Annotated in this window: 22 protein-coding genes and 1 pseudogene; 16 read left to right on the forward strand and 7 right to left on the reverse strand. The window is 45.7% G+C overall.

Annotated features, from left to right (window positions below):
* The first annotated feature begins 51 nt into the window (after positions 1–51).
* Entirely contained in the window at positions 52–2049 is a 1998-nt protein-coding gene (locus ACIGG7_RS04035) for a YhgE/Pip family protein (RefSeq protein ID WP_397548911.1), read from the forward strand.
* A gap of 47 nt (positions 2050–2096) precedes the next feature.
* On the opposite strand, the gene ACIGG7_RS04040 is transcribed toward ACIGG7_RS04035, so the two are convergent.
* Entirely contained in the window at positions 2097–2804 is a 708-nt protein-coding gene (locus ACIGG7_RS04040; RefSeq protein WP_397548912.1) for a DUF1836 domain-containing protein, read from the reverse strand.
* Positions 2805–2962: 158 nt separating this feature from the next.
* Between ACIGG7_RS04040 and htpX the strand changes: the two genes are divergently transcribed.
* Positions 2963–3844 carry a protease HtpX gene (htpX, locus tag ACIGG7_RS04045; protein WP_229593269.1) on the forward strand — a complete coding sequence of 294 codons (882 nt, stop codon included), beginning with the start codon at positions 2963–2965 and terminating at the stop codon, positions 3842–3844.
* Between the two features lie 108 nt (positions 3845–3952).
* Here the strand turns inward: htpX and ACIGG7_RS04050 are convergent, their stop codons facing one another.
* Positions 3953–4876 (reverse strand): lamin tail domain-containing protein, encoded by a 924-nt coding sequence (locus tag ACIGG7_RS04050; RefSeq protein ID WP_397549094.1) that lies wholly within the window; start codon positions 4874–4876, stop codon positions 3953–3955.
* Positions 4862–6064 (reverse strand): annotated as a pseudogene (locus ACIGG7_RS04055) (Ig domain protein group 2 domain protein); the annotation flags it as partial. The pseudogene ACIGG7_RS04055 and the gene ACIGG7_RS04050, both read right to left, overlap by 15 nt.
* Before the next feature lie 489 nt (positions 6065–6553).
* Between ACIGG7_RS04055 and ACIGG7_RS04060 the strand changes: the two are divergent.
* The 8 genes from ACIGG7_RS04060 to ACIGG7_RS04095 all read left to right on the forward strand — a co-directional run bounded on the left by ACIGG7_RS04060 (position 6554) and on the right by ACIGG7_RS04095 (position 14320).
* Positions 6554–7639, forward strand: coding sequence for an ABC transporter substrate-binding protein (locus tag ACIGG7_RS04060; RefSeq protein WP_397548913.1), 1086 nt, complete (start codon positions 6554–6556; stop codon positions 7637–7639).
* Positions 7629–8453, forward strand: a complete 825-nt coding sequence (locus ACIGG7_RS04065) for an alkaline phosphatase family protein (protein WP_397548914.1) — start codon at positions 7629–7631, stop codon at positions 8451–8453. The genes ACIGG7_RS04060 and ACIGG7_RS04065 overlap by 11 nt, the downstream gene beginning before the upstream one ends.
* Before the next feature lie 82 nt (positions 8454–8535).
* Positions 8536–9381, forward strand: a complete 846-nt coding sequence (locus tag ACIGG7_RS04070; RefSeq protein WP_397548915.1) for an ABC transporter permease — start codon at positions 8536–8538, stop codon at positions 9379–9381.
* Complete coding sequence (locus ACIGG7_RS04075) at positions 9378–10157, forward strand: ABC transporter permease (protein WP_397548916.1); 780 nt, start codon at positions 9378–9380, stop codon at positions 10155–10157. The genes ACIGG7_RS04070 and ACIGG7_RS04075 overlap by 4 nt, the downstream gene beginning before the upstream one ends.
* A gap of 1 nt (position 10158) precedes the next feature.
* A complete protein-coding gene (locus ACIGG7_RS04080) occupies positions 10159–11163 on the forward strand; it encodes an ABC transporter ATP-binding protein (protein ID WP_397548917.1) in 1005 nt (334 codons plus the stop codon).
* The gene (locus ACIGG7_RS04085; protein WP_397548918.1) at positions 11160–11939 is read left to right on the forward strand and encodes a DeoR/GlpR family DNA-binding transcription regulator; all 780 of its coding nucleotides are present in this window, start codon (positions 11160–11162) and stop codon (positions 11937–11939) included. The genes ACIGG7_RS04080 and ACIGG7_RS04085 overlap by 4 nt, the downstream gene beginning before the upstream one ends.
* Positions 11940–11952: 13 nt before the next feature.
* Entirely contained in the window at positions 11953–12918 is a 966-nt protein-coding gene (locus ACIGG7_RS04090) for a histidinol phosphate phosphatase domain-containing protein (RefSeq protein WP_397548919.1), read from the forward strand.
* A 235-nt stretch (positions 12919–13153) separates the two neighbouring features.
* Positions 13154–14320 (forward strand): N-acetylmuramoyl-L-alanine amidase family protein, encoded by a 1167-nt coding sequence (locus ACIGG7_RS04095; protein ID WP_397548920.1) that lies wholly within the window; start codon positions 13154–13156, stop codon positions 14318–14320.
* Between the two features lie 108 nt (positions 14321–14428).
* On the opposite strand, the gene ACIGG7_RS04100 is transcribed toward ACIGG7_RS04095, so the two are convergent.
* The gene (locus ACIGG7_RS04100) at positions 14429–15043 is read right to left on the reverse strand and encodes a LysE family translocator (protein ID WP_397548921.1); all 615 of its coding nucleotides are present in this window, start codon (positions 15041–15043) and stop codon (positions 14429–14431) included.
* 201 nt (positions 15044–15244) lie between these two features.
* Between ACIGG7_RS04100 and rlmD the strand changes: the two genes are divergently transcribed.
* Positions 15245–16609 carry a 23S rRNA (uracil(1939)-C(5))-methyltransferase RlmD gene (rlmD, locus tag ACIGG7_RS04105; RefSeq protein WP_397549095.1) on the forward strand — a complete coding sequence of 455 codons (1365 nt, stop codon included), beginning with the start codon at positions 15245–15247 and terminating at the stop codon, positions 16607–16609.
* Between the two features lie 141 nt (positions 16610–16750).
* Here the strand turns inward: rlmD and ACIGG7_RS04110 are convergent, their stop codons facing one another.
* From ACIGG7_RS04110 to ACIGG7_RS04120, 3 genes are read right to left on the reverse strand one after another with little or no spacing between them, the layout of a single operon-like run.
* The gene (locus ACIGG7_RS04110; RefSeq protein WP_224942895.1) at positions 16751–17344 is read right to left on the reverse strand and encodes a hypothetical protein; all 594 of its coding nucleotides are present in this window, start codon (positions 17342–17344) and stop codon (positions 16751–16753) included.
* A complete protein-coding gene (locus ACIGG7_RS04115) occupies positions 17341–18366 on the reverse strand; it encodes an ABC transporter permease subunit (protein WP_397548922.1) in 1026 nt (341 codons plus the stop codon). The genes ACIGG7_RS04110 and ACIGG7_RS04115 overlap by 4 nt, the downstream gene beginning before the upstream one ends.
* Positions 18363–19268: an ABC transporter permease subunit gene (locus ACIGG7_RS04120; RefSeq protein WP_397548923.1), complete on the reverse strand. Its 906-nt coding sequence runs from the start codon at positions 19266–19268 to the stop codon at positions 18363–18365. Before ACIGG7_RS04120 ends, ACIGG7_RS04115 begins: the two co-directional genes overlap by 4 nt.
* Before the next feature lie 161 nt (positions 19269–19429).
* On the opposite strand from ACIGG7_RS04120, the gene ACIGG7_RS04125 reads away from it, so the two are divergent.
* From ACIGG7_RS04125 to ACIGG7_RS04145, 5 genes are all read left to right on the forward strand, one after another.
* A complete protein-coding gene (locus ACIGG7_RS04125) occupies positions 19430–20824 on the forward strand; it encodes an amino acid permease (RefSeq protein ID WP_397548924.1) in 1395 nt (464 codons plus the stop codon).
* 103 nt (positions 20825–20927) lie between these two features.
* On the forward strand, positions 20928–22373 hold the full coding sequence (locus tag ACIGG7_RS04130) for a protein adenylyltransferase SelO (protein ID WP_397548925.1): 1446 nt from the start codon (positions 20928–20930) through the stop codon (positions 22371–22373).
* Between the two features lie 29 nt (positions 22374–22402).
* Positions 22403–23437, forward strand: a complete 1035-nt coding sequence (locus ACIGG7_RS04135; RefSeq protein ID WP_397548926.1) for a zinc-binding dehydrogenase — start codon at positions 22403–22405, stop codon at positions 23435–23437.
* A gap of 188 nt (positions 23438–23625) precedes the next feature.
* The gene (locus ACIGG7_RS04140) at positions 23626–24198 is read left to right on the forward strand and encodes a cysteine hydrolase family protein (RefSeq protein ID WP_224942917.1); all 573 of its coding nucleotides are present in this window, start codon (positions 23626–23628) and stop codon (positions 24196–24198) included.
* 407 nt (positions 24199–24605) lie between these two features.
* Positions 24606–25235, forward strand: a complete 630-nt coding sequence (locus tag ACIGG7_RS04145) for a TetR/AcrR family transcriptional regulator (protein WP_397548927.1) — start codon at positions 24606–24608, stop codon at positions 25233–25235.
* Position 25236 lies beyond the last annotated feature (1 nt).

Consider the following 25236-nt stretch of genomic DNA (forward strand, 5'->3'; position numbering starts at 1 on the left):
TTTAATACCCGTATGATAAATGGATGTAAATGAGTATAAAAGGAGTATGTTATGAAAGGATTTACATTACTATTTCAAGATTTAAAAGCCATGGTCAGCCATAAGCACAGAAGAATCGCCTTGGGCTTCCTTCTCTTAGTTCCATTAATCTATGCAGGGTTATTCCTATCAGGCTATTGGAACCCATATGGCAAGCTTGATCAATTACCCGTTGCCGTCGTCAATGAGGATGAGGGAGCCGTGATGGGGGATGAACCGATTCAGGCGGGGAAGGACTTTGTCCAGGAACTGAAAAACTCAGGAGATCTGAATTTTCAATTCGTTTCCTCACCTAAAGCAGAAGAGGGCCTTAAAGAAGGTACGTACTATATGGTCGTAACCATTCCGAAAGACTTCTCGGAAAAGGTCAGCACGTTAATGGATGAACATCCTCAGCCTGCCGAGCTTCTCTATAAAGACAACCCTGGTAAAAACTTCGTGGCCTCTCAAATCAGTTCAAGCGCTACCGAGAAAATGAAGACTAAGCTGTCTAACGCGATTTCAACATCGTATGCGGATGGCGTGTTCTCCAAGTTTGAGGAATTAGGGAAGGGATTAACGAAAGCCAGTGATGGGGCGGACAGATTGCATGAAGGAATTGCTGATGAAATGTCAGGAATGACAAAGTTTGCAACGGGAATCGACGAACTCGTGGCAGGTTCTCGTAACCTTCAAGCTGGAGGGGCAAAACTGTCAGATGGTGCCGACACTCTTGAAAGTGGTCTCCACCGAATCGATTCAAGTTCAGCTCAATTAGCCCAAGGCTTGAAGGGTCTTACACTAGCCGGAGAGAAAATGAATAAGGGCGCAGAACAACTGGCGAGTTCAACCAAACAGCTTGCCGTATCAGAAAGTCAGTTACACCAACAACAAAAGGAAGCAAATACATCGGCAGAGAAGCTGGAGAGTCAGCTTCAAGCCTATCAGGCATCACATCCAGAGGCAAAAGCGGACCCTGAATTCGCACGTCTTCAACAACTTTCTGAAAAGCTATCAGCTTCCACATCGGAGCTTGAGGGCGAGCAATCAAAACTCTATCAGCAAACAGAACAACTCGCCGGTGGACAGAGCCAGCTACATGCAGGGATCGTACAGTTTACTGACAAACTGAACCAGGCATCCAATGGAGCTTCTGAATTAGCGTCCGGTTCGTCAACACTCTCTTCAGGCTTTGCCGATTGGAGAAAAGGTTTCTCAACTCTGACCGACGGAATCGGTCGTTTAAACAATGGAAGTGATAAGCTTTCTCCAGGAGTGACCGCTTTAAACGACGGACTCATAGAACTTGAAAAAGGCTCAGGAGAATTATCGACAAAACTCTCAGAAGCAGCAGACAAAACCTCAGCAGTACACTCAACGGATGAGGTATCTTCCATGTTCTCGGATCCCGTCCACCTTGTGAAGTCCAATGTTTCCAAGGTACCGAACTACGGAACCGGGATCGCTCCATATTTCTTGTCACTGGCGTTATATGTCGGGGGAATCATGGCAGCGAATATTCTTCCGCTTGGCAGGCGCGAAAATCTTCTGGTGAGCGGGACGACCCATTTCATCAATAAATTGGGATTAGTGTTTTCCATCGGATTCATCCAGGCGCTGATCGTCGACGGTGTCCTTCTGTTTGGATTCCATCTAGAAGTCGTGGATATACCTTTGTTCATTCTATCAAGTGTCATCGTTTCCTTTACGTTTATGACCTTTATCTTCATGCTGATCACCGTATTCGGATTCGTCGGGAAATTCCTGGCAGTGACCTTCCTCGTCCTGCAGCTGGCGACTTGCGGAGGGACATTCCCAAGGGACTTGAATACACCGATATTACGCATCATCGGAGAGAACTTACCAATGGCTCACTCGTTAAGCAGCTTTCAGGAGGTCATTTCCTTAGGTGACTTCACTCAGCTGACGCACCAGTTATGGATTCTGTTTGCCTACTTGGCCGTTGCAGGTGGAATTGCGTGGTTCACTACTCATATGCAGCATACGAAAACAGTTGAAGCTGCGAAATAAACATAGAAAAGCCTGTCCCTTTATTGATGGAGGACAGGCTTTTTTTGTTATGATAGGGCGTCCTTCACATACTTCTTCGTCACAGCCTGATAAAATCCGGCCTGGACCGTCAATACGGATACGATCATCACATTCAGGACTTTGGTGAGATTCTCCTCCATGATTCCGTCAATGGTCGAAAGCATCGCCTGGCACTCTTCCTTGATGAATCCATCAATATGTTCGTTGACGGAACCATCCGCCGTTTTGATGGAGGGCAGGGATTGATGATGAATCTGGTCAAAGACCGATGCATAGGCAAGATAAAGATCTGTTGGATTGACGATGTCATCCGTGCGGTCTTCAATATTATTAAACACAAGCGTCAGGATTTTACGGATCGATTCAAAATCAAGAGTCGCTTTAAGGTCTTCGACGATGAAGAGCATGGCAGCCTGTTCAATGGTGTATTTTTTGCCGAGCTGTGGGGATCCGATCAATCCTCTGACATCCCGCTTCACCCAGTTCTGGACGGTGCTTTGTGGAAAGTTGGTGAATTCGATCAGGTTTCCCAAGGAGACGATTTCATTGAGGGAAAATCCAATTTCGCCTTTGGAAGGTTTGAGTAATTTTTGAATGATTGGTGGCAGCTCATCCTCTTTATGTAAATCCGTCCATGCAACCTGAAGCACCTTGAGTGGGGTCCTGCTGTTTGTGCCGTTCAGTGAGCGCAGGAGGTGGGCCATATGTTTGCGTGTCAATTTAATCGTTTCCATCGTGATAACCCCGTCTCTTTTCCAAATATCTTCTTCTATACTACTGGTTCGTCAGGGACTCGTCAATTTCACCTTTTGCTTGTATTTCGTGGAGAAAGGAATTATAATATATTCAGATACAGGTTCATATGAACTTGAAATAGGAGTGAGGAAACAAGATGGGGAAACGTATATTTTACTTCCTGTTAACGAACGTTTTAGTATTACTGACGATTAGTATCATTTTTTCCGTCACAGGAGCGGGAAATTACATCACTGCTTCAGGCGGGCTGGATTTAGGTGCACTACTCGTATTCAGTGCCATTATCGGTTTTTCCGGGTCATTCATCTCTCTGGCGATGTCACGCTGGATGGCGAAGCGGATGATGGGGGTCCAGGTGTTGAATCCGGATGGAGCCCTCTCTTCTGAGGAACGTGCGGTTGTGGAGAAAGTTCATCGTCTTTCAAGAGCGGCTGGACTTACACATATGCCGGAAGTGGGAATCTATCATTCTCCTGAAGTCAATGCATTCGCAACAGGTCCTTCGAAGAAGCGCTCACTGGTTGCGGTTTCGACTGGATTGCTTCGTGAAATGGATGACGATGCAGTGGAAGGCGTCATCGCCCATGAAGTGGCCCACGTAGCGAACGGGGATATGGTGACGATGACCTTACTTCAAGGTGTGGTCAACACATTCGTTGTCTTCCTGGCACGTATCGCCGCATGGATTGCGTCGCGTTTTGCAAGGGAAGAAATGGCACCAATCGTGCATTTCATTGCCGTGATTGTTTTCCAGATCGTCTTCTCGATCTTGGGAAGTTTGGTCGTCTTCGCTTATTCTCGTCATCGTGAATACCACGCGGACAGAGGTGGAGCGGACCTTGCAGGTAAAGACAAAATGGTGCATGCCCTTCAAATGCTGAAAGCCTACTCGAGCCGCATGAAGGGTGAAGATGACACCGCCATTTCCACATTGAAAATCAATGGAAGACGTAAATCGGCGATGTTTTCGACTCACCCGGATTTGGATGAGCGGATCAGCCGTTTGCAAGCAAAATAATTGTAAAAGTGCCTGACCCTATTAAGAGGGTACAGGCACTTTTTTGTATAAAAAAACTCAACTCCCGAAGAGATCCAGTTGTTCGGAAGTTGAGTTGATCAAAACGGTTTACTGATTAATCTTAAAGTCATCAATGTTCAATCTTGCTCCGCTCGTTCCTGTTACGTTTATGCGGAAACGGACAGGTGAGCTTGAATTTACCGTGATCGTTGCTTCAGTAAGAGTACTGCCACTTGTGGCAGACGCTGTTACATCCGACCATGAGGCTCCTTGATTCGTGGATTTCTGCAACTTCCACTGAGCACCGGTGTCATTTCCGAAATTGGCGTGAGAAAAGGTGACCGACTTGGCAGAAGAAGCATCAAAGTTCATGGTGATGGATCCGGTTGCTTTGATTCTTGCCGATTGAGTCCCCACTTTTTTATCATTCGATAAGTTCCCTAAAAGGGCATTTGTGAACGTCCAAGTACCATTTGTTGTCGTAACATCTCCGGTCGTATAGCTTCCTTTGGATCCTGATTCGAAATCTTCACTTACCAGGGGTGCAGCGGATACGGATCCAGCATGGCTTCCTAAGTTTGTAAAGGTGTCAGTCGGATACGAACTCCATTGACTTGATGAATAGGTAGCTGAACCTTTTGTTACCGATGAGTCCCGAACGAGGGTGATATCCTTTCCGTAATTCACACCGGCAGTACCGATTTGATCGATGGAAGCAGTGTTATGTTTTAACGTGACAGCGTCATCTCCGTTGAACGAGATTGAAGAATTCTGCATATCCGCAACAGCCAGGATCGATGCGTCTGCACTTGGATTTGCAATGACAAATACATCTCCGCTAGCAAGAGTGCCCGACAAAGGAATGGAGCCTGAGAGATTCGACAGTTCCAGAGAATACTCAGATAAGTCAATGGCAGATGTGGAGCCGTTGAAAATTTCCAGAGCCTTGTTGTAACCGGATCCTTCAACATATTCACTTAGGAAAACATTTTCTTCAGATGTTGTACCGCCTCCACCTGTTGAGCCGCCGATATAGCCGTAAGATCCAGCTTTGAATGTAGAGGGATCATACCATTTGTACCCGGGGTCCGGTGAAGCCCAAGGTTCTGCTTGGGGTTCTGAAGAAGACGCAGGATCTTCCATGGATAATAGGGATGTTGGTTGATCCAATTGAAGTCCACTCACTTGGGTCAGGTCTGTATAGTTTTCCTGATTTGAAAGCCAGTTGATCAAATTCACAAGTAGTGTGGAATCGTTTTGTTCCGTAAAACCATCATACGTCGTCTTCGCCTGTCCCGTTTCTTCCCTTACGTATTTGGGAGTGGAATCTTCAACTGGAGAAGAGTCTCCGATAAAGGCCGCTTTCCCAAGCCCCACTTTTGATACGGCTACAAACGGGCCTTCTGCACGTCCACCGCCATTGTAAATTCCTTGATCGACTGCATATGACCATTTGGCTGACGTTTGAGGCAGGTAAACGATTCCTTTTGCCTTAGACGGATCCGTGACGGCAAGCGTGGACCCTGCATGCATGGCAACGGTTGAGACGCCGTTTGTAATCCCAAATGCTTGTGAAGGTGAGACAATATCATTGGCGGTTACGTTTCCGATTGCATTGTAGCGAAAGCGCACACCAAAATTGGAGGACAACCAATCAGAGCTATTCACATTTTGCATGGCATCAGAAGAAGCCTCTTCAGTAGTCATCCCCTTAGCAGGATCAGCCCACGCTCCTCTTCTATAACCATTGAAGATTTCGGAAGCATCAAAGCGATTCTTGTTCCGGTCTGCGTTGTAATGATCCGCAATGAAGAAGATACTTCCACCGTTTTGAACATATTGGAGCATGGCCGCCTGTTCAGAAGCTTTGTATGGGATATTGGCTTCACCGATGACGAATGCATCATATGTACTTAAATCTTCTAACGTGATGGGAGTATTTTTGCGTAATTCTTTCACATAATGGCCTTCGCCGGCAATAGCGTTCGCGAAATCAGAGAATCCGCCATCAATGACCCAATCAGCCGCTCCAGACGTCTGGCCGTGCGTATTATCAAATAGGATCTTCTTTCCCGTTTCGGCCCCGATCGGCATGATGACGGGAGCAGGATCGGACGGACCTTCTGCTTCTGCAGAAATGAATGGTGATGCGAGTACTGAGGACGCTCCAAGGATCAATACACTTGCCACAGAGAAAAGCTTTGTTTTTCTTTGGTTCATTTTTACAACATCTCCTAATCTTTTAGATTCTTCTAAACTTTACCAACATTTCATTAATAGAGTGTGAAAAAAAGTTGTAATGTTTCGCTTTCTATTGAAATATTTCATACATTTACTAGAAATAGATAGTTCTCAGGTAGTGGAAATCTTCCTCCAATGCTCCTGTTATGTGAAGGTATCTCTAAACCTGTGAACAGATTTTATAGAGTAAACATAGTAAGGATAAGGACTTTTCCTTATCAATCCTTCGCATTTACATATCCTTTACAATACGTAAAATTGGTTCTAAATAACTAAAATCCTTTCATTCTTCACTGAAGATTCCCATAGAATCCCTTTCCGGCGGCTTCAATCCTCCTCTTAACACTTTCTTAACATTATTTCAGAATAGTTTAACGTTTGGTTAATCTTATATTTACTTTGGTTTCCTAAGATGAGTGTGTGAAACAAAAGAAAACAAAAATGATTCAAAACTAGGAGGAGACATCCATGAAGAAGAACTCATTGTTGAAGGTAGTAACGGTAGGAGTGACTTCCGCTTTCCTTATGGCGGGCTGTTCTGGGAACGATAACGCAGAAGGAAGCAAGATCGATACTAGTAACTTATCATTGAATCAAATAGAGAAGAAAGCAAAAGAAGAAGGGGAAGTGAACTCTGTCGGAATGCCTGATTCATGGGCAAACTGGGGACAGACTTGGAAGGATATCACAGAGAAATATGACATCAAGCATACAGATACAGACATGTCGAGTGCCGAGGAACTTGCGAAGTTTGAAAACGGAGATGCCGATGTTGGGGATGTCGGTGTGGCATTCGGACCTCTTGCAGAAGAGAAGGAACTGACGCTTCCATATAAACCATCGCACTGGGATGAAATCCCTGATTGGGCGAAGGATGACAACGGAGACTGGGTGGTTGGTTATACGGGGACACTTGCTTTCATTACTGACAAAAATAATGTGAAAAATCCACCTACTTCATGGAGCGACCTGCTGAATGGTGATTACAAGGTGGATGTAGGTGACGTGATGAAGGCCAATCAGGCACAATTCGCAGTGCTCGCAGCAGCCTTTGCCAACGGCGGGGACGAGAAGAATATTGAACCGGGAATCGAATTCTTCCAAAAGCTTGCTAAACAGGATCGCCTGCAGACGACGGACCCTTCCCTGACAGCTCTTGAAAAAGGGGAGACAGATGTCGCCATCGTATGGGATTTCAATGCACTGAACTACCGTGATCAAATTGATAAAGATCGCTTTGAAGTTGTCATTCCATCGGATTCATCGGTTGTTTCCGGTTATGCGAATGTCATCAATAAAAATGCCAAGGATCCACACGCTGCGATGCTGACACGTGAATATATCCTATCAGATGAAGGTCAGGCAAATCTTGCACGTGGTTATGCAAGACCGATCCGTGAAGATGTGAAACTTCCGGAAGATGCGAAAGCAAAGCTTCTGCCGGATAGCATGTATAAGAACGCAAGGCCGGTCGAGGATCCAAAAGCATGGGAAGATGCAACAAAATCCCTTCCACAAAAATGGCAAGAGGAAGTGTTAGTGCATGTCAACTAACGACAAGCTGATTTTCATCATGATCGATGGACTACGCTTTGATACAGCCGTGGATAACATGGGGTATCTGCATCACTTGGTGGAAAAGGGACAGGCTTCACGATTCAAGGTGATTTCAGAGGTACCGAGCATGTCCCGGCCCCTGTATGAAGTCTTGTTGACGGGAACTCCTCCCTACCAAAACGGAATCACGTCCAATCAGATTGTACGAGGCTCAAAGGAAGAGAGCATCTTTCACTTGACGAGTAAAAATGGTTTGAAGAATGCAACGGCAAGCTACCACTGGGTGAGTGAACTCTATCATTCTGCGCCTTTCAATCCCATGACGGACCGCATCAAGCTTGATGGGGAGGGCGCCATTCAGAACGGGATGTTCTACTGGGAGGATCACTATCCCGATACGCATCTTTTTGCCGATGCCAACTATATGAAAACGACGAAAGATCCTGATTTCCTCTATATTCACAGCATGAATGTAGATGATGATGGACACAAATATACGGCAGACTCTGCCGGTTACAGAAATCGTGTGATCGCTGTGGACGTTATGCTTGCTTCAATTCTACCGGACTGGATCGAAGAAGGTTATCAGATCATCATTTCTGCCGATCATGGAATGAACAAGGATGGTCAGCATGGAGGGACGACGAAGGAAGACCGGGAAGTCCCTTTATTCGTCATCAGTTCGAAACTAGAAGCGGGAATCTATGAACAGGAAATCCCGCAGCTTCAAATCGCACCATTCGTTTGTAAACTATTAAACATTCAACCGTCACCAGCCATGCAGGAGTTAACGATTCCAGGCCTCAAATAGGTTATGCAGTCCTAATCAGGGTGGATGGGATATGCCCTCCACCTTGATCTCAAGGTCAATGGTGTAAAAGGAGTGAATACTCATGAAAAAGAGGACATCCGGTATTATTCTTACGATGGTTCCTTTAATGGTCTTTATTCTATTATTCTTACTTGTTCCGTTATTTTCAATGATTCATGCAAGCTTCACAAAAGGTGGGGAAGCATCGTTGTCCCTGGGGAACTATTTGGAGATTTTTACAAATCCCTATTATTATAAATCATTCGAGAATAGTATCATCATTTCGATTTCGTCTACTGTCGTGGCGATTATCCTGGCGCTTTTTGCCGCATATGCCATTACGTTCTTTCACAAAAAGACACAGGACCGGATTCTGGTGCTGGCGAATTTGACATCTAATTTCGCAGGGATCCCGTTGTCCTTCGCTTTTATCGTCTTATTGGGAAATAGTGGCGTGTTCACGATTTTAGCAGAAAAACTGGATGTCGCTTTGCTGAATCATTTTAATCTGTATTCCTGGACTGGCCTTATTCTGATTTATATTTATTTTCAACTGCCTCTGGCTGTCATGCTCATGTTTCCGGCATTTCATGGCATCAAGGAGCAGTGGAGGGAATCTGCCTACCTTCTCGGAGCATCACCGCTTACGTTCTGGAAGCGGATCGGGATTCCGATCCTTCTGCCGAGTGTGGCAGGTACGGCGAGTATACTGTTTGCGAATTCAATGGGGGCCTATGCCTCTGCCTATGCCCTGACAGGAAGTACGTATAATCTGGCTACCATCAGGATTGGAGCCTTGATATCAGGTGATATCTTTGCCCAGCCGGAGCTTGGAAGCGCACTTGCCGTGTTATTGGGCGTTACGCTGATTGTCGCGATGCTGATCAATGAATGGCTCACAAGAAAGGTAAGGAGGGATGTCGGATGAAGAAAAGTCGGTTATCGTTCGTTCCCTTGGTCATTGTGTTTGCTTATCTCATCATTCCACTTTTAGCGACGTTTTTATATTCGGTTTCGACTAAATGGAATCAAACGGTTCTGCCTGAAGGAATCACGTTCAAGTGGTATACGGAGTTATTCAGTGATGGTGCGTTTACTTCAGCCGTCCTGCGTTCCCTTGTGCTTTCAGGAGGGGCCACGGTTCTTTCAGCCCTCTTCATGGTTCCTGCGATATTTGCCATTGTGGTCTATGTACCTCGTTTGGAAAAAGGACTGCAGGCGATTGTGCTCCTTACCTATGCCATGCCGGGAGTCATTATGGCAGTCGGGTTGTTAAGAGCGTATTCGAAAGCGGGAGTCCCAATGGTACTGGTGACAATTGGTGCGTATTTCATCGGGATCATGCCCTATATGTATCAGGGAACCCGTAATAGTCTCAGAAACATTCATGCCGTATCCCTGATGGAATCGGCAGAACTACTGGGGGCTTCCAAGATATCGGCCTTCAGGAAAATCATCGTACCCAATATCATGACGGGCATACTGGTGTCAGCCCTCCTTTCATTCTCGATTCTGTTCGGGGAATTCGTCCTGGCGAATTTATTGATCGGTGGAAGCTATGAAACAGTACAAATTTACTTGTATCAACAATTAAAAAAGAGTGGTCACTTCTCCAGTGCCATCGTCGTGTGTTATTTCATTTTCATCAGCATCCTATCAAGCTTGGTTGTGAAATTTGCCCAGCGTAAAAAGGAGTCGTTCTAACATGAGCTTTATCACATTGAACCAAATCCAAAAATCCTTCGAAGGCCAGACGGTCATTCAACATATGAATTTGGAAATCGAGAAAGGAGAACTTGTGACGTTTCTTGGTCCAAGCGGCTGCGGGAAAAGCACCCTCCTCAGGATGATTGCAGGTCTTGTCTCTCCGGAAGAGGGCTCCATTCTCATCGATGGTAGAGATGTGACCAACGTTTCCCCAAAGGATAGAGGAGTGGGGATGGTGTTTCAATCGTATGCCTTGTTTCCCAATATGAATGTGTATGACAATGTCGCTTTCGGATTGAAAATGAAAAAAATGGAGAAGGACGAAATACATGAGAAGGTTATGAGTATCATTGAACTGGTAGGACTGACTGGAAAGGAAAAGGCCTTTCCACATGAATTATCCGGTGGTCAGCAACAAAGGGTTGCTCTGGCAAGAAGTGTCGTGGTGGAGCCGAAAGTCCTTCTGTTGGATGAACCGCTTAGTGCCCTTGATGCACAAATCCGAAAGAATCTTCAAAAGCTGTTACGATCCATTCAGCAAAGGCTCGGGATCACGATGATCCTTGTGACACATGACCAGGAAGAAGCCATGGTGGTAAGTGATCGAATCGTGCTACTCAACAAAGGTGAAATGGTTCAAAGTGGACATCCTTATGATATTTATATGAATCCGACGACCGAATTTGCCGCACGGTTCATCGGTCATTACAATGTCCTAGAGGCAAGTGAACTCGATGCCTTGCTGGGGCCGGTGGAACTTCTTGGCAGCAAGCTGTATGCTATCCGGCCTGAAGCGTTTCAGAGAATGGATTCAGGACAATCCTTTGCCGTAAAAGCCGTGGTGAAAGACGTAGCTGTACTAGGGAGCATCGTTCGCTATACACTGGAGTCGAACTCTGTGACCTTTTCTGCCGATTTACTTCAACAGAGGGCAGCCGAATTACACCGTGATGGTGAAGTCAACTTATATATTTCAAAAGAGGATGTGATACCACTAACATGAGTGCATTTGCATCCGATCGTCACAAATTAATTGAAGAAATCCTCCATGAAGATGAAAAAATATACGTCACACAATTAGCAGAAAAAATGAACGTGACACCTGAAACCATTCGGAAGGATCTGGCGTTTCTTGAAAAAGAAAATCGTCTTACCCGCATCCATGGTGGTGCGGTGAAATACGAGCCAATCGTACAAGAACCGTTATTCCGACAAAAGATGAATGTTCAGCTTGAAGAAAAACGGACAATCGGAAAACTCGCCTCCCGCTATATTCAGGACGGCGACACGATCATGCTTGACGTCGGGACCACCACCTATCAACTCGCTTATGCCTTGGCAGGTCTTCAGCGTCTGACGATTGTCACCAATTCCCTGGCTGCAGCTGAAATCATCAATAAGAGCCTTGAAGCAAAGATCTTTGATGGTAAGCTTGTGATGCTTGGAGGAATGAGTAATCCTGAGCAAAAATCGGTTTCGGGTGCAATGACCCTCCAAATGCTGCGTCATTTTCAGTTTGACAAAGTGTTTCTGTCTTGTGGAGGCGTCACCATGACCGATATTTTCGATTATGATCTCGAGGAATCACTGATTTCTGAAACCGTCATGAAACAAGGAAGGGAGATCTATCTACTTGTCGACTCCTCTAAATTGAATCAGACCTCCTTTTGCCGGATAGGTTCAATGAACGAACTTGATTATGTGGTATGCGATGCCCCGATGCCCAGGGAGTGGCAAAAGAATAATAAACATACATTTAAAAAATGGATTTCGCCATAAGGAGGAAACCTGAATGCCTGTCGATTATCACGTACATCTAGAAGAAGGTCCATACTCATTCCGATGGCTTGAACGAACTAGCCGCGCCTTACAGCATTTCCATCCTGTAAACGAAGGGGTCCACCATCGCAAATGGATACTTGAGAGTTATCATCTTCTGAGTGAAAGATTGGAAGCAGGGCCCTATTCATCCAAATGGCTGGACCTGTACTTGCAGAAAGCGAAAGAAAGGAACCTAAAAGAGGTCGGTATTGTCGATCATTTATATCGATTCACTGAAACGAGGGCCTACTTCGAAAACTATATGGATATCAGCGAAAGTGACTTGGGAAGAAAACAGTATCGGTGGTTGGAGCAGGTGATGACAGAAAGAATGGACGACTTTGTCGATTTCATCGAAAGCCAAAAGTCCAAATGGTCAGATCATGGCATTCAGCTCAAGCTTGGGGTAGAGGCCGACTATTTTCCGGGTTCATGTGACCGGCTGAAAGAGCTATTATCCAACCATAACTGGGATTATGTGATTGGTTCGGTTCACTTTGTGGATGGATGGGGATTTGATAACCCTGAAGCAATGGAGCGATTTCATGAATATGACCTACAGGAACTGTACGGGCGTTTCTTTCACATCGTCGAAGAGGCCATCCGCAGTGAATTGTTCGACTTTGTTGCCCACCTCGATAATCTAAAAGTCTTCAACTTCAGACCTGATGAAGAAAACCTTTTGCCCCATTACCAGAAGATCGCACGTGCATTAGTGGAAACGAATACAGCGACGGAAGTGAACGCTGGTTTATTTTATCGCTATCCGATCAAGGAAATGTGCCCGAGCCCACGTTTCTTGAAGGTGCTGGCCGACGCTGGAGTGCGGTTCACTACTTCATCGGATTCTCACTATCCGGATGATATTGGAGTATATGTGGAGGAAAATACGGAGCGATTAAGGAGCTATGGGATTTCTGACGTGGCGACTTTTTAGCGTGTGATAAACTTCTGGAGCATCTAGTGAAAAGAACGGGCGACTGTCTGTTATATGAATGCATTCTACTCATACTCTTAAATCTATTTGTAAGAAAATCTTTCTAAGTGCCTGCCTGCTGTTTTCAATAACGGTGTAGCAGGCTTTTTCTTTTAATATATAACTCTATTAACCCTCAGCCGTGACCAATTATCTACTCTATGAATATTTTACTAGTAAAAGGAGGATACAAAATATGGTAAAAGCAAATGATTATTTAATCGCGTTGGATGATGGTCATGGTCTGGGGACAGCAGGAAAAAGGACGCCTTATATCCCATCGATTGGGAGGCAGATCCAGGAGAATGAGTTTAATGAGAGAGTGACCTACTTTTTGAAGCTTGAATTAGAGAGTTGTGGATTTCGGACGCTGTTGACGGCTCCGACGGATGCAGATACACCGCTGAAGGCACGGACGGATGCAGCGAATTCCATGGGGGCAGATGCATTGGTATCCAACCATTATAACGCCTTCGATGGTAAGTTTGATGGTCCGGGAAAGGATGCTGAAGGGCATTCTCTTCATATATATTTCAATGATGCAAAGGACAGGAGACTCGCGGAACATATTGCGAAGTATTTGAAACAGGGAACAAAGCAAGTATACCGTGGAATCATTGAACAGAACCTTCATATGACAAGGGAGTTCAATGGGCCGGCCGTGCTTGTGGAGAATGGTTTTATGGATAATGAGAGGGAAGCGCTTCTCATGATCAATGAGGATTTTCAACGTGAGACGGCAAGGGAGCAGGCACTGGGGATTTGTGATTTCTTCGGAGTCCCGTATGTGCCTGCAGGAAACGGAGGACCGGTGGGAACGCCGCCTGAGACAGGTGGGACAAGCAATGATCCTGTTGCCGGCAAGCGGGTCGAGAGCATCTACAAAGGTGCAGAGGGGCTTGATTTTTATAGTCGTCCGACATTCGATGATAGGTATCGTGCAGGGACATTGAAGTTCGGATATGGGTTTCCGACGATTGTGAGGAAATTGAAAGTCGAGGGAGCCGACATGTATGAGGTCAAGAACTCCAGGGGATATGTGTATTACGTAACGGCCTCTCCTCTATTTGTGAAAGTGGAAGGGAGTAGTCAATCATCTGGAGGAACAGCATCGCCGCCTGCAAAGGGTGGACCGATTGCCATCGGGGAAATCACCATCATAGGAGTAGCAAATGCCGCCATCATTCAGGATCGCCCTGATCGATTGACATCCAAAAACCTCGGCACCATCAGAAAAGGAAGGAACATCCCAGTCACGGGGTCCGTGAAAGGGAAAAACAGCAGCTCAGGCTACTGGGAAGTCATCTACAACGGAAAAAGAGCCTATGTCACAGGTGAATTTGGCCGTTACAAAGCTTATTAATGTGGGACGGAGGGACAGGTTCATTGTCCTGATTTCATTAAATGCAAAAAAGCCTTGATCCATATTTTTGAATGGATGAAGGCTTTTTTTGGTGGCAGCGGTCTTTCCCTATGCTACACGTGTTTGGAAGGCAAGTCTCAGTCCAAGACTGATATACACGATACCGATCCCTTTCCCCAGCCAATTCGTTTTGGGTTTGCTCTTAAGGAAGAAAGCCCCCCCTAACGCCGTGGACAGGAATACAAGGGTAGAGGTATACAAGATGCTCATCAGGACAAAGGTTAGCCCCAACATGAGAAGCTGTACGTTGACTGGAAGGCCATCATTTTGTACGAACTGCGGTAAAAAGGCTAGGAAAAATAAGGCTGTCTTGGGATTGAGCAGTTCGATGACCAATGCCTGGCGAAAGGAGAGGTCCTTCCCTTGTTGTACTACAGGCTTATCTTCTTTTTCTGTTTTTTGAATGAACGCCTTCACACCAAGAAAAATCAAATACGCGGCCCCAACATATTTCACTATTTCAAAGGCAAGTGCTGAGGTCATTAGAATGGCAGAAAGTCCTACTACCGCTGCGATTGTATGAATGAAATCGCCAACCGCAATCCCGAGGGCCGTAAGCAGTCCGCTTTTCTTTCCGCCTTTCATTGTTTGCGAGACAGTAATGAAAACGGCCGGTCCAGGGATCAGGAACATCATGAGTACGATGAGGATAAAGGCTAGCATTGCATTCACGCTCCTTCTGTTATTTTCTATCATAATCTATTTTCCGATCAGATGTTGTCATTTAATGAAATTTTATAAGATTCGAATTCACTACCGCTTCCCATGTCCTTGTTGCATTCCCTATTCATTTTTAATAAAGTATAGAGTTAGAGAGCATTTTGAAGGAGGACGCAGAAATTGTCGAATATCAAACCAGAAACGATGGTTGCTACTATAGAAGAACTAGATTCAAAAGGGTCTGGACAGGCTGTGATTTGGCGTGAGAATGAACTTGGAAATCCAAAGAAGTTGAGACTCACGATCCCTCAGACCCTTCTGGGTGAAAAGGTGAAAGTGACCGTTGACCAGCCTGACCGCAGAAGACGGAAGGCTATGGCAGATGAAATCCTGGAAACGAATCCCGAACGTATCGCCCCGCCTTGTCCGCATTTTGAACGCTGCGGAGGATGTGTTTGGCAGCATTGGGATTACGAAGGTCAGCTGAAGCATAAAACCGATCATGTGAAAAAAGCGCTAAAAGAACAGGGTTATGATCCCGCTCTTGTACGAGACACGATGGGAATGGACAACCCGTGGCGTTACCGCAATAAAATGGAGTTTACCTTCTCACCAGAGGGCGCCCTTGGTTTGCATGAACAGGGGAATTTCCGTAAAATCATTTCTCTTGAAACGTGTCTGATCGCGAGTGAAGAAATGGTCGAAGCGACCATGGAAGTTGCCGACTGGGCGAAGGATCATGCTTTGCAGGGGTATGATAAGGATAAGCATGAAGGGTTGTTGCGCCATTTGATGGTACGCCAATCATTTGCGACAGGTGAATTGATGCTTGCCGTTTTCGCTACGGAGGCACCTGATGCCCACTCAGAAGCCGTTGACGATTTAATGAGACGTGTCGGAGAGAAATTTCCGCATGTGAAGAGTTTATTATGGCTTGAAAATACGGCGTGGGCAGACCGTACCCAGGCAGAGGAAATCCATCTGTTGGCCGGTCGTGATTTCATTTATGATGAAATGGACGGTTATCGTTTCCGCCTTTGGTTCGATACGTTCTTCCAGACGAATCCGACTCAGGCACAGAAGCTTGTGGACCTGGCGATTGAAATGGGACAGCCGAAAGAAATGGAAAAGATGATCGATCTCTTCTGCGGAGTGGGGACGTTCTCCCTTCCATTTGCAAGCAGAGTAGGGACATTAGCAGGTATCGAAATTGTCGAAAGCTCCATTGAATCGGCGAAGAGGAACGCCAGTGATAATGGAATTTCCAACACGACGTTCCTGGCGAAGGATGCACGTAAAGGAATCGATCAGATGCTCGAGAGCTTCGGTCATCCGCAGCTGTTGATGCTGGATCCGCCGCGTTCTGGTGCCGGTGGTAAAGTGATGAGACGGATCGGACGTGCAAAACCAGAGCGCATCGTGTATGTTTCTTGTAATCCTGATACGTTCGCAACGGACATCAAGGAACTAGAGCCATTCGGCTACACACTCGATGCCGTTCAACCAGTTGATTTATTCCCGCATACCGTGCACGTAGAATGTGTCGCAACACTGACATTGAATTCATAAAAGGGCTGAAAACGTGCCCAAATGTAAACCCCTGACCCGATTAATCGGGTCAGGGTTTTTTTTGGGAGGGACGGACCTCTAAAACATGCTTCAAGTGAGAATTTCAGTGAAGTTTAGAGGTCCGTCCCTCATATAAGAGCTTCACTTTAACGGCCTTGATTTGTTTGGGGTGTTGGTGAGATTCCATTTGGCGCCGTCTCCGTTTGGATCGGTGATGCTTACGATTGGTGCGATTTTGATCATCCCTGAGAGGGTGTTTTCGTTGTATTCGAAGTCGAAATAGCCGATGTTGAGGGCGATGTCTTCACCCCAGAATCCGTAGATTTCCTGAATCTTGGATTTTTGGATAGCGGGGTTAAAGATGACCTCCAACTTGTAGCGGGAATCCGGATTGACCCGGTCTACCTTGATCTTGAAATTTCCCTTCTCGTCCACTACTCCGGTACTTTCCGTGACGTATTCTTCACTTTCTTCCCCCTGCCAGTTGATGACCCTGGCATAAGGTTCGAATTGAGTGTAATCTTTCAGACCGGCAAACATGATACTATCCTCGGGTAAGTTGGATTTCCCTTCAACGATGAGTTCGTCTCCTTGCAGAAGGACGGTACCGGATAAGTCAATCCTGACCCCTGATGGAGTTGCCGGTTTTTCAGGCAGTTCCGTTGCCATTTCAACACGGCAACCGGTTAATAACATGAGACATACAGACAAAATGAACATCAGTCGATTTCTCAATGGAACCCCTCCTTTGAACCGTCCGTGAACGAAAAAGGGTCTTCAAGCCTTGAAGGAGATGCCGGCTTATTAGAAGAGGTCCGTCCCTCCCTGGCAGGAATCGTCTCTTCCAAAAGGACCTCTTTAAGAAATCTGGTGATTTCATTGATGCAAAAGATTGAAATGGCAAAAAAGGCGAGGGGTGTCAGCACCAGCCATGTATGAAGAAAGACCATTTGGATATTGATGCTCATCGTCGCCGCCCATTCATTTGTATAAGAGAAGTATTCCGGAATATGCTCCATGATCCCGAATTCCTCTGTTTTCAATCCGCCTAGGCAGATGTGAAGCACCCCAAGTTGAATAAGTAAGTAAAGGGTCTGGGATACCTGTTCAGAAAACATGACCAGGGCATGGCGGCTGAATTGAGGGCGTAAATGCTGTTTAATGATATGAAACCTGGTTGCGCCGATTTGTCTAGAGACAGAAATAAAATCATTCTTCAAATATTCCTTCATTTCTTCTCCCAAGTACATTCCCAATGATGGGATGACAATGAGGGCTATGACCACGACTTCAATAATCAGGAATTGAAACGAATACATCGCTCCCGCTTCAAAGGCGAGCTGAAGAGGAGTGAGGAGTACGAAGGCAATGATGGCAAGGGGAATGAAATTGAATGTATCCCCGACACCCTTGATCATCTGTCTCACCCAATTTGGAAGAAACGCGTACAGTATCCCGAACAGAAAACCGCCTACCATGCGAAGAAGCGCAATGACAATCGCTGACAGCAGCGTATATTTTGCACCCGCAAGAAGTATATAAAATAAATTCCTTCCAAGTTTATCACTTCCGAGAGGCATCATTTCCTCCAAGGAATAAGGAGGATCCGCTATTACTCTTCCAGAACTATCCTTTAAATAAGGAGGCCCGGGCTCAAGAAGATTCGGAAAAAGGTAAGGAAAGATAAAGCTCGATGAGAGCAACACCAGCAGAAAACCGAGTGGCAGCCAAAATCTGATTGATTTCAAGATTTTCATGAGCCGACCTCCTCTCCGGACAGCCATTTCTTAAGGATGACAGCCCCTAATGTAAAAACGACGAAAAACGGTATGTAAATCATCATCATCCCGATGAAGAACGCGATGGGAGTATTGATTGACATATCGAGAAGGACATTCATAAACCCATTGATATTAAAAAGGATTTCGATGATCAACAGGTTTGAGAGCATCAGCAGGAATATCGGCTTGATATGATAATAGAAATGGACCCATACATTACGGAACAGATGAACCCATATCGTATAAGCCTTTGAAAATCCTTTAGAATAGGAATACTCTACATATGGTTTCTCTTGTTCTTCACGAAGCTGAAACAAGAAATGTTTTGTTAAAAAGGCAATTGGCATGATGGCAAGACAAACGATGGGAAGCATATAGATTTTTTCATCGCCAAGTGTATAAATATCAAACAACAGAATATCGGTCTTCTTGAAAAACCAGATAATGAACAGCTGAATGAATACGATGATCATGACATCCGGCAGTGAGTCCAGGGAATCCAGGATTCGAAAGCAAATGCGATATACTTTCTTTGGCAGAAACATAAACAAGTAGCTTACCAGAGAAGAGGTAATGGCAGCCAGAAAGAAGGAGAGTAACAAGAGTAAAAACGAATAACCGAAAAGTTGAAAGAATATCGGATAAATCGGATAGCTTTTGAAGTCCATCGGATCGCCTATCCTGATGATGATGGAGCCAGGATCCAGCAGTTCACGCCCCATTTCCTGCAGGGTTTGAAGGTACCTACCCAACATGATCACTAATTCATCATCGTAGTCGAGCAGTGAACCTGCTCCGCTGAAAAGGAATAGCCCGATACAGGTGAGCACAAATTGCATGGGAAGACCTATGAAATGAATTTTTTTCAGTAGAGACACCCCCAACCTCTTTTAGGTTTAGTATATCTTTGTATTACAAAAATTTCAAAATAATTTTAATTTTTACAATAATGTTAATTAACTGGGATGCTGCGTTTTGCATAGTAATCCAAGCTGAGGAAAACCTTACTAGTATGTGAACCATACGAAAGGGTGATGGAATGAAAGACGAGCATTTATTGACCCAGACGGTTGCTCATCATCAACACAAGAAACGTAAGAAACGGGAGGGGACAAAGCTAAGCTGGTGGCAGCTTTCCCTGATCGGAATCGGGTCCGTCATTGGTGCAGGGTTCTTCCTCGGGACGGGGTTATCGATTAAGACAGCCGGACCTTCCATCCTGATTGATTATGTCATCGCTGGTGTGACGGCCTATTTTGTGTTCAGTGCCCTGGCGGAAATGATCACGAATGATCCCCAAAAAGGGACATTCCGCATATACGCCCAGAAAGCGTTTGGGCACTCTTTCGGGTTTATCTCCGGATGGATGTACTGGTTGTCCGGAATTTTAATCATGTCCAGTGAAATCGTGGCGTTGTCGACGTTCACTCAATTTTGGTTTGCGCATGTTCCGTTATGGATTTTTTCTGTCATCTATGCTGCCCTTGGGTTTGCTATCAACCTCTTGGGTGCAAGCAACTTTGGGAGGATCGAATCGGTCTTTGCTGTGATTAAATTATCTACTTTGCTGATTTTTATTGTGTTTGGAGCCCTTTTATTCTTTCATATCATCACTCCATCTGAACTTGCTTCAGCCAAGAGTGCAGGCATCTTGGCTTTTATGCCCGAGGGGATCAAGGGGACGTGGGCTGCGTTGATATTTGTGTTTTTCTCGTTTGGGGGGATTGCGGTTCTCGGAATTGCGTCCAATGAATTGAGGGAGAAAAAAGACGTCCCGAAGGCAGGGAAGGGGACATTGTTCTCACTCGTGACGGTGTATGTACTTTCCTTGTTTTTCATCATGAGCATGGTATCCTGGACTGAGATCAATGAAACGGAAAGTCCATTTGTCACGGCGCTATCGGCTTATCACATCCCTTTCCTTGATTCAATCTTTAACATCATCATTATTAGTGCAGCCTTCTCGACAATGGTGGGAGCTCTCTTCTCCATCACGAATGTCATGATTTCTCTTGCTGTGGATGGGGATGCACCGAAGGGATTCGCGGAAAAAAATGACCGGGGTGTGGCGGTGAAGTCCCTGATGATCACTGCGGTGGGACTCGGGATATCTATCCTGTTTTCATTTCTTCTGCCCAATGAAGTGTATGAATATATTACGACGGCAGCTGGTGTGATGTTGATCCTGAACTGGGTGATCATCCTTGTGTCCCATATCAAGCTTCATCCTTCCTATGATGCTTCGAATGGGAAGTTTAAGATGTATGGCTACCCATTCACTTCTTATATCGGAATAGGACTGATTGTTCTCGCGATTTCAGGGGCAATGGTACATCCAAATCAGCGGATTGGATTGTTCATTTCAATTGGATTGATCCTTGTGATCTACTTGTCTTATTGGGGTGTCTTCCGCAGGGGCCATAAAGGACATTAAGGGACTGGAGCGTTATAATGAAAGGGAGATAGAAGAACTTCACAAAAAATCAAAGGTTGTCTATGATTTTTTGTTTTATTTTTGAAAAGGAGGAGATGACACTATGGGAAATGAAACAGGTTGGAACCTCGAAAATAGCTATACCAGACTTCCAGGGGCATTTTTCACCCGGCAGGATCCGACTCCTGTGCGTTCTCCAAAGCTGCTTGTCTTGAACGGGGAGGTTGCGGAGTCCCTAGGGCTAAACGTGGCGAAACTGGGAGCCGGGGTCTTATCTGGCAATGACCTCCCAGCAGGTTCAGCCCCCATTGCCCAATCCTATGCAGGGCACCAATTTGGTCATTTTAACATGCTGGGGGACGGGCGCGCTGTCCTGATTGGAGAGCAGATGACGCCAAGTGGTGAACGGTTCGATATCCAGTTAAAAGGGGGGGGGCCAACCCCTTATTCCCGGGGAGGGGATGGACGTGCAGGACTTGGTCCAATGCTCCGGGAGCACATCATCAGTGAAGCGATGCATGGACTTGGGATCCCTACGACCAGGAGTCTGGCAGTGGTCACAACGGGAGAACCCATTTATAGGGAAACGGAACAAGAAGGGGCGATTCTGACAAGGGTCGCAGCCAGTCACCTCCGTGTGGGAACGTTCCAGTTTGCTTCGAGATTCGGTGAAGTGGACGATCTGCGTGCCCTTGCGGATTATGCGCTGAAGCGTCATTATCCTGAAGGTCTGGATGCAGAGAACCCATATCTGTACCTCCTGCAGGAAGTCATCAAACGCCAGGCTTCCCTCATGGCCAAATGGCAGTTGGTCGGCTTCATCCACGGCGTCATGAACACGGACAATATGACGATAAGCGGAGAAACGATTGATTACGGACCGTGTGCGTTCATGGATACATATGATCCGAAAACGGTCTTTAGCTCCATTGATTCACAAGGTCGTTATGCTTACGGAAATCAGCCGCCGATCGCCGGCTGGGACCTTGCACGCTTCGCCGAAAGCCTGCTGCCGATCCTTCATGATGAACAGGAAGAATCATTGAAGCTTGCACAGGATGCAGTCCTAGAATTTCCGAAACTGTATGAGGCGCACTGGCTCGAAGGAATGAGAGGAAAGCTCGGATTATTTAATCGTGAAGAAGGTGACCTGGACCTTGCAGAAGAACTACTTCGCCTGATGAAAGAGAATCATGCAGACTTTACGAACACCTTCCGCAGCCTGACTGTGGGGAAAGCAGATTCCAGTCTATTCAATATCGCTGAATTTTCCCAATGGAAAGAGCGTTGGAATGCTAGACGGGGCAGGCAGAAAGAGTCGGATGATGCCTCACAGAAACGGATGCAGAGCAGCAATCCGTCGGTTATCCCCCGTAACCACAGGGTGGAAGAAGCAATACAGGCTGCGGTTGAAGAGGACGATCTCAGCGTGATGGACCGGTTAGTTGCCGTGTTAAAAAATCCGTACGCCTATTCACCGGAGCAGGAAGAGTATTGTGCCCTGCCGGCTCCATCCGATCGTCCCTATCGAACGTTTTGTGGAACTTGAAGCAATATGATGAAAGAAGGTGAGCAACTTTGAAGGCAGTTCAAGTGACGGGATATGGAGATGTCGACAAGCTCCAAGTGGTGGATATTCACATCCCAAGCCCTAATAAGGGTGAAGTCCTAGTCAAAGTAAAGGCATGTGCCATCAACAACACGGAAATCTGGATGAGAGAAGGTGCCTATGGGACGGAAGAGAAATCCGGTTGGCGTCCCGAAGGAGTCCAGTTTCCCAGAATACCGGGATCGGATATTACAGGAGAAATCGTAAAAGTGGGTACAGATGTTTCTGAAAATATGGTTGGTAAGAAGGTTGTCCTTTTTCCGTTTACTTCAAGCGGTGAAGAGGGAAGTGAACATATTTCAGACGATATGTCTTTCATTGGTTCAGAATATGACGGTGGTTATGCAGAGTACGTCGTGTGGCCATCTGAACTCTGTTATGACATGCCTTTACCCTCATATGAAGAAAGTGCCGTGTTTTCGGTCAGCGGATTGACGGCATGGCATATGGTGGAGCAGATACAGGCAAAGCCTTCTGAAACCATTGTTGTTACCGGTGCAAACGGCGGTGTCGGATCATTGAATGTCCAAATTGCCTCAAAGGTATTCGGTTCAAAAGTCATTGCGATTGTTGGGGATCTAGGTTTAGAAGATAAAATGAAAGAATTGGGTGCCACTCATGTGTTGTCCTATAGGTCAACAAACCTTGCCGAAGAGATCATTGAATTGAATGGCGGTCCGGTTGATTCCGTATTGGATGTCGTAGGAGATGCACTGTTTTCAATCTCCCTGCACGTCTTGAAAAAAGGCGGCAAGTTCTGCATATCAGGATCCGCCGGAGGTCAGAAAACAGAACTCGATTTCAGAACGCTCTATTTAAAACATATCACGTTTTATGGCTCGGTCCTGGGCACAAGAGAAGAGTTCAAACGTATGCTTGATGCGATCGCTGAAGACAAAATCAAACCGGTCATCGATCGAACGTTTCCTCTAGAGCAAGCGGGAGAGGCACAAACGTATTTTAAGCATTCAGGAAAATTGGGGAAGATCGTATTACTTCCATAACGGACAGGGTAGAAAAGCTCAGAGTCATATGACTCTGAGCTTTTTTTCATATTTCATGCTTTGATAAAGGATTGTACGATGGATAACCCGAATTATACACATAGCGAACTTAAAGTGGCGGTTCAACATGAATCATACATGGGAGCGGCGACCAGATAGCGGACTAAAATGGTAAAGGGGTTTTGGATGTGAAACAGGCATTACTCGTCATTGATGTTCAGCAGGAATTAGTGGAAGGCAATGAAAAGGAACAAGCAGTTTTCCAAAAAGAAAAACTAGTCGGCACCATTAACGGTGTGATCAATCAGGCAAAGGAAGCGGATGCCCATATCATCTTCATCCGGGATAAGGATGTGGCAGGTGGTACCGGTGACGGTTTCCAGGTGCACAGTGACCTGCAGATTCCAGAGGAGGCGGCAATCTTTGATAAGCTTGCGACCAATTCGTTTTACGGTACACCGCTACTTGAATTTTTAAAAGAAAAAGAGGTTGAGCATGTTGTGATTGCTGGATGTCAAACCGAGTACTGCATCGATACGGCTGTACGGTATGCGACTGTCAGCGGCTTCGACGTTACCTTAGTGGCGGACGGTCACTCTACGAAAGACTCACCGGTGTTGAAAGCGGAACAAATCATCGCCCATCATAATGCCGCCCTTAGAGGTCATTATAATGTGGATCACTTCTCAGATGTGAGGCCATCTGAAGAAAATCTATTCCAGCCGAAACATGATGAGTATCGAAAGGAATATGGTATGTGATTAGGATAAGAGGCTAGGACAAAAGGGTTTCAGTTAAATAAAAATCCGAACGATTAATTCAAAAAATTAATTCGTTCGGATTTTTTTATGGCTAAAGCATTTATTTATATAGCAGGTTCTAGCTGTTGATTGGAGTGCAAGACGAAGACTCCTACGGGAAAAACGGAGGAGGATTGCCCTCCGCCCGAGGAAAGCGAAATCTTGCACGAAAATCACCAGCGCTGTAACAAGTAGTTCCAAGAAGGCAATATGTGCAGAGAGTTCTTATATAGATGGGGGTTATATAGTTATGTCCAAGCAGATTTTGTGGACAGACCCCATTTGACAATCAATAATTTTCCAGTTAAAATGTGAATGTATTCATAAATGAACGTATTCACATTTTTAGAAGCAGAGGAGTAATATATATGGCAGGACTACGCGAAGATAAGAAACGGCAAACGCAGCTGAACATTATGGAATCAGCGAAGAACATTTTCTCTGAGAAGGGATTCGAAGCGGCTTCCATGGCTGAAATCGCGAAGGATGCAGGGGTGGGGACGGGTACCATTTATAATTATTTCCCCTCAAAGGGAGCCTTGCTGCTGCGGATCTTTACGGAAGAAGCCGAGGAGATGAAAGGCGGACTCGAAGACCCGTTTTCCACAGAAGAGAGTGGAGATCTTGTAGGTAGTATCATCGGGGCTATGCATGGGTTTGCGGAATTTTTCCAGCATTACCCGAAACCATTTTGGCGGGAATTGTTTCACGTCATGACAGCGGAAGTGGAGGAGAGCATTCGCCTGAGGAAGGGATTATTCGGAATTGATGAAGAATTGATGAAATGGATCGTGTATATGATTGAAAGTCATTATGATTGTTTTCTCATCAGGGTTGATCCACAGGAAGCGGCCTTTGCCATCTATAGCGCAGCCATGTCCGATACGATGTTTTATATGTACAACGAAGAGATGGGGCACGAAGCTTACAAGGAACAGCTTTCCAAGCACATACGATTTTTGTTCGAAGGAAAAATGAAACCGGGAAAGAAGGAATGAG

The sequence above is a fragment of the Rossellomorea sp. NPDC077527 genome (genome assembly GCF_044542955.1).
Taxonomy (GTDB): domain Bacteria; phylum Bacillota; class Bacilli; order Bacillales; family Bacillaceae_B; genus Rossellomorea; species Rossellomorea aquimaris_E.